3 protein-coding genes are annotated in these 3,781 nt (G+C 73.3%); all 3 read left to right on the top strand.

The window, feature by feature from the left end; translation table 11 throughout:
• Positions 1 to 2,197 (top strand): LytR C-terminal domain-containing protein (locus KDK95_RS34110; protein WP_212522501.1); only part of this gene is annotated, 2,197 nt, incomplete at its 5' end.
• A gap of 139 nt (positions 2,198 to 2,336) precedes the next feature.
• Complete coding sequence (rsfS, locus tag KDK95_RS34115) at positions 2,337 to 2,714, top strand: ribosome silencing factor (protein WP_212522502.1); 378 nt, start codon at positions 2,337 to 2,339, stop codon at positions 2,712 to 2,714.
• Positions 2,715 to 2,827: 113 nt separating this feature from the next.
• Positions 2,828 to 3,493 carry a histidine phosphatase family protein gene (locus KDK95_RS34120; RefSeq protein WP_372463430.1) on the top strand — a complete coding sequence of 222 codons (666 nt, stop codon included), beginning with the start codon at positions 2,828 to 2,830 and terminating at the stop codon, positions 3,491 to 3,493.
• Positions 3,494 to 3,781: the final 288 nt, after the last annotated feature.

Below are 3,781 nucleotides of genomic sequence, written 5' to 3' on the forward strand. Positions count from 1 at the left end.
GGGGGGCCTAGGCGCGCCGGGCGATCCAGGCGCGCCGGGCTCGCAGGCTCCGCAGCAGCCGGGTCAGCCGCCCGTGACGCAGCAGGCGGGCCAGCCGCAGGCGTACGAGCCGTTCCCGCAGCAGACCTCGGTCTACGGCGGCCAGCCGTCGCCGACCTCCACGTACGAGACGCGCTCGCAGCCCTTCGGCTACGAGCAGACCCCGCAGACCTCGCAAGCGCCGCAGCCCCCGCAGTACGGCCAGTCGAGCCAGTCGAGTCAGTCCGGCACGCCCAACCCATATGTCCAGGGTGGCCAGTCGAGCCAGTCCGCTCAGTCCGGCACGCCTAATCCGTACGTGCAGGGCGGCCAGTCGAGTCAGTCCGCTCCGTCGGGCACGCCCAACCCGTATGTCCAGGGCGGCCAGTCGAGCCAGTCCGCTCAGTCCGGCACACCCAATCCGTATGTGCAGACTGACCAGCCCGGACAGTACGGCCGCGCCGGTCAGTCCGGCCAATACGACCAGCCGAACCGCTCCGGCCAGTACGACCACCTCGGCGAGTCCGCGCAGTCCGCCCCATACGACCCCTTCCAGGCCTACCAGCAGCAGTCGTCCCCCGCGTCCAGTACGACTTCCGCCATTCCTCCGGCCCCTGCCGCTCAGACCTCCCCGTCGGGCCCCGTCGACTTCTTCGGCTCCGGCTCCTACGAGATCCCGCAGCAGGCCCCCGCCGTGCCTGGCCGCCCGCGTCCCGCGCCGCGCCCGGAACCACAGTCCGAACCGCCGGTCGTCTCGATCCCGGCCCAGGCCGCCGCCCCCGCGCCCGCCTCGTCGCCCGCGTCGCCACCTGCGCCCGCGCCCGCCGAGCCGTTCGAGTTCGAATTCGACCCCGACGACGAGTCCGCCGCCGCGCGCCCGGTGACCGGCAACCGTCCAGCCGACAAGGACGGGTACCGCGCCGACGACTTCGCGTTCGTCGACCAGGCCGACGACCCTGAGGTGAACGGCTGGCTCGACTTCAGCGAGAGCCGCGCCGACACGCGCGCCGAGCGCAGCCGCAAGCTGCGCTTCCGGCTGATCGCGCTCGCCGTCGTGCTCGTGCTGATCGCCGCCGGCGTCGGCGTGTACGTGCTCCTCGGCGGCAGCGTCCCCGGCCTGACCGGCAGTTCGGCCGTGACGAAGTCGATGATCCTGTTCCGCCTCGACGACTCGAAGGGCAACGCCGTCGGCGACGCTCTGCTGGTCACCGACCGTAACGGCACCACCAACGGCACCGCGAGCGGCACCGGCGCGATCGTCGTCATCCCGTCGCAGATGCAGATCAACAGCCAGGGCTTCGGCAGCACGACGTTCGGCGGCAACATGGCCTCCGACCAGCCGCCCGCCGGCCAGGACGACGTCTCCAGCACCCTCGGCGTGACCCCAGACGGCGTCTGGACGATAGACGAGACCACCTTCACGATCCTGGTCGACGACCTCGGCGGCCTCTCGCTGACCACGAACACCGCCGTCCCGGCGAGCGGCGCCGACACCAAGGGCGTGCCGCTCGGCTCGACGAGCCTCACCGGCGCGCAGGCCGTCGCGTACGCCACGTACTCGGCGTCCGGGGAGGCCGCGACCGCCCAGGCCGCGCGCTTCGGCCAGGTGATGAACGCGCTGATCGCCAAGCTCCCGACGATCTCCAACGAGGTCACCTCGTACCTCAACCTGCTCGGCCTGATCCCCGACCCCTCGCTGCCGCTGAGCAAGCTCAGCCCGATCCTCGCCGCCCTCGCCGCGCAGCAGAACGCGGGCGCCATCACCGTCGCCACCCTGCCGCTGACCTCGGCCGACGAGCTCAACGAGACCGCCGCGGCCGCCATCGTGAACAAGCTGCTCGGCGGCACCGTCAAGGCGGGCGCGACGGCCGGCCAGGCGGCCCGCGTGCTCGTGCAGAACGGCACCGGGGCGAGCTCGTCGAGCAGCACCAAGCTGATGGACGCGGCCCAGGCGAAGCTCGTCAACGACGGCTACACGTACAACGCGGGCAACGTCGTGTCCACGCAGGCCACCACGAAGGTCGAGGTCTCGTCGTCCGCCGACCGAAGCGTCGCCGAGCAGGTCGCGGCGTCCCTCGGCCTGAGCGGCAGCGCGGTCGAGGTGGTCTCCGGCCTGTCCTCGGTGGACGACGTGACGGTCGTCCTCGGCCAGGACTGGACGTCCCTCTCGACGGACTGAGACGGCCGCCTCAGCCGGTCTTCCGTCGGTGCTCCGCCGCTCCTCCGCCGCTCCTCCGTCGGAAACCCGCCGTTGCCGCGCGTCGGCTCGTGAGATCCTGGGAGCGGCACGTCCGACGACCGACAGGGGAAAGCGCACAGTGACAGCCACCGATCGAGCCAGGCAGTTGGCGATCGCCGCCGCCGAGGCGGCCTCCGACAAGATCGCGCACGACATCGTGGCGTACGACGTGAGCGACGTTTTCGTCATCACCGACGCCTTCGTGCTCGCCTCCGCGCCGACCGATCGCCAGGTGCGCGCGATCGTGGACGGGATCGAGGAGCGGCTGCTCGAGCTCGGCGCGAAGCCCGCCCGCCGCGAGGGCGAGCAGGAGGGCCGCTGGGTGCTGCTGGACTACCTGGACATCGTGGTGCACGTCCAGCACAGCGAGGAGCGGGAGTTCTACCTGCTGGAGAAGCTGTGGAAGGACTGCCCGCGCATCGAGCTGCCGGAGACGGTCACCGGGGGCCGGGCGTGACCACCCTCGACCTGAACGCGGGGGACACCGACGCCGACGGCGGCCCCGGCCTCGGCCCCGGCGCCCGGGAACCCGGAGCCGGGGCCGCCACCGGGGCCGACCCGTCCCCCGGCATCGCCACCGACCGCCACGCCTACTACGTGACGGGCCGTCGGATCGTGCTGTGGCGGCACGGCCAGACCGAGTGGAACATGGCGGGCCGGCTGCAGGGCCAGACGGACGTCCCGCTGGACGCCGTGGGCCGCGAGCAGGCGCAGACGATGGCGCGGCTGCTGGCCGCCCTCCAGCCCTCCGCGATCGTCTCCTCGGACCTCTCCCGGGCCGTGGAGACGGCGCAGGCGCTGGCCGACATCGTGAAGCTGGACGTGACGCTGGACGAGGGCCTGCGCGAGACTTTCGTCGGCACCTGGCAGGGCCTGACCGACGACGAGATCCGGGACAGGTTCCCGGAGGAGTACGCGGCCTGGCGCAAGGACCACTACCACCAGCGAAGGGGCGGCGGCGAGGTCGAGGCCGAGGTCGCCGACCGCGCAGTGGCCGCGATAGAGCGGGCCCTGAAGGCCGTCCCCGACCGCGGCACCCTGGTCGTAGTCACCCACGGCGGCACCGCCCGCGTCTCCATCGCCCGCCTCCTAGCTCTGCCCGAGCAGTCCACCGGCGTCCTGGGCGGCCTGTCCAACTGCTGCTGGTCCGTCCTCGGCGAGGGCCACCGCGGCTGGCGCCTCCTGGAGCACAACGCCGGCTCCCTCCCCGAGCCCGTCTTCGGCGACGACCGCTGACCCGAGGCGCCCGGCAGCAACCGCCTGCCCGGAGCCCGCGGAGCGCGACCGGGTACCCGTAGCCCCCGGCGGCGAGCGCGGACCCGCAGCGCCGCGGAGCGTAACTGTGGATCCGTCGCCCCCGCGGCGAGCACTGACCCGGAGCCCGCGGAGCGCGACCGTGGGCCCCTAGCCCCCGGCGGCGAGCGCGGACCCGCAGCGTCGGCGGAGCGCGACCCTGGCCGCGGCAGCGCGCGCCCGCCGTCCCGCGGCCCTCGGCGCCCGCAACCCGCCGCCCCAGGTGACGGC

The organism is Actinospica acidithermotolerans, from assembly GCF_018139625.1.
GTDB lineage: Bacteria > Actinomycetota > Actinomycetes > Streptomycetales > Catenulisporaceae > Actinospica > Actinospica acidithermotolerans.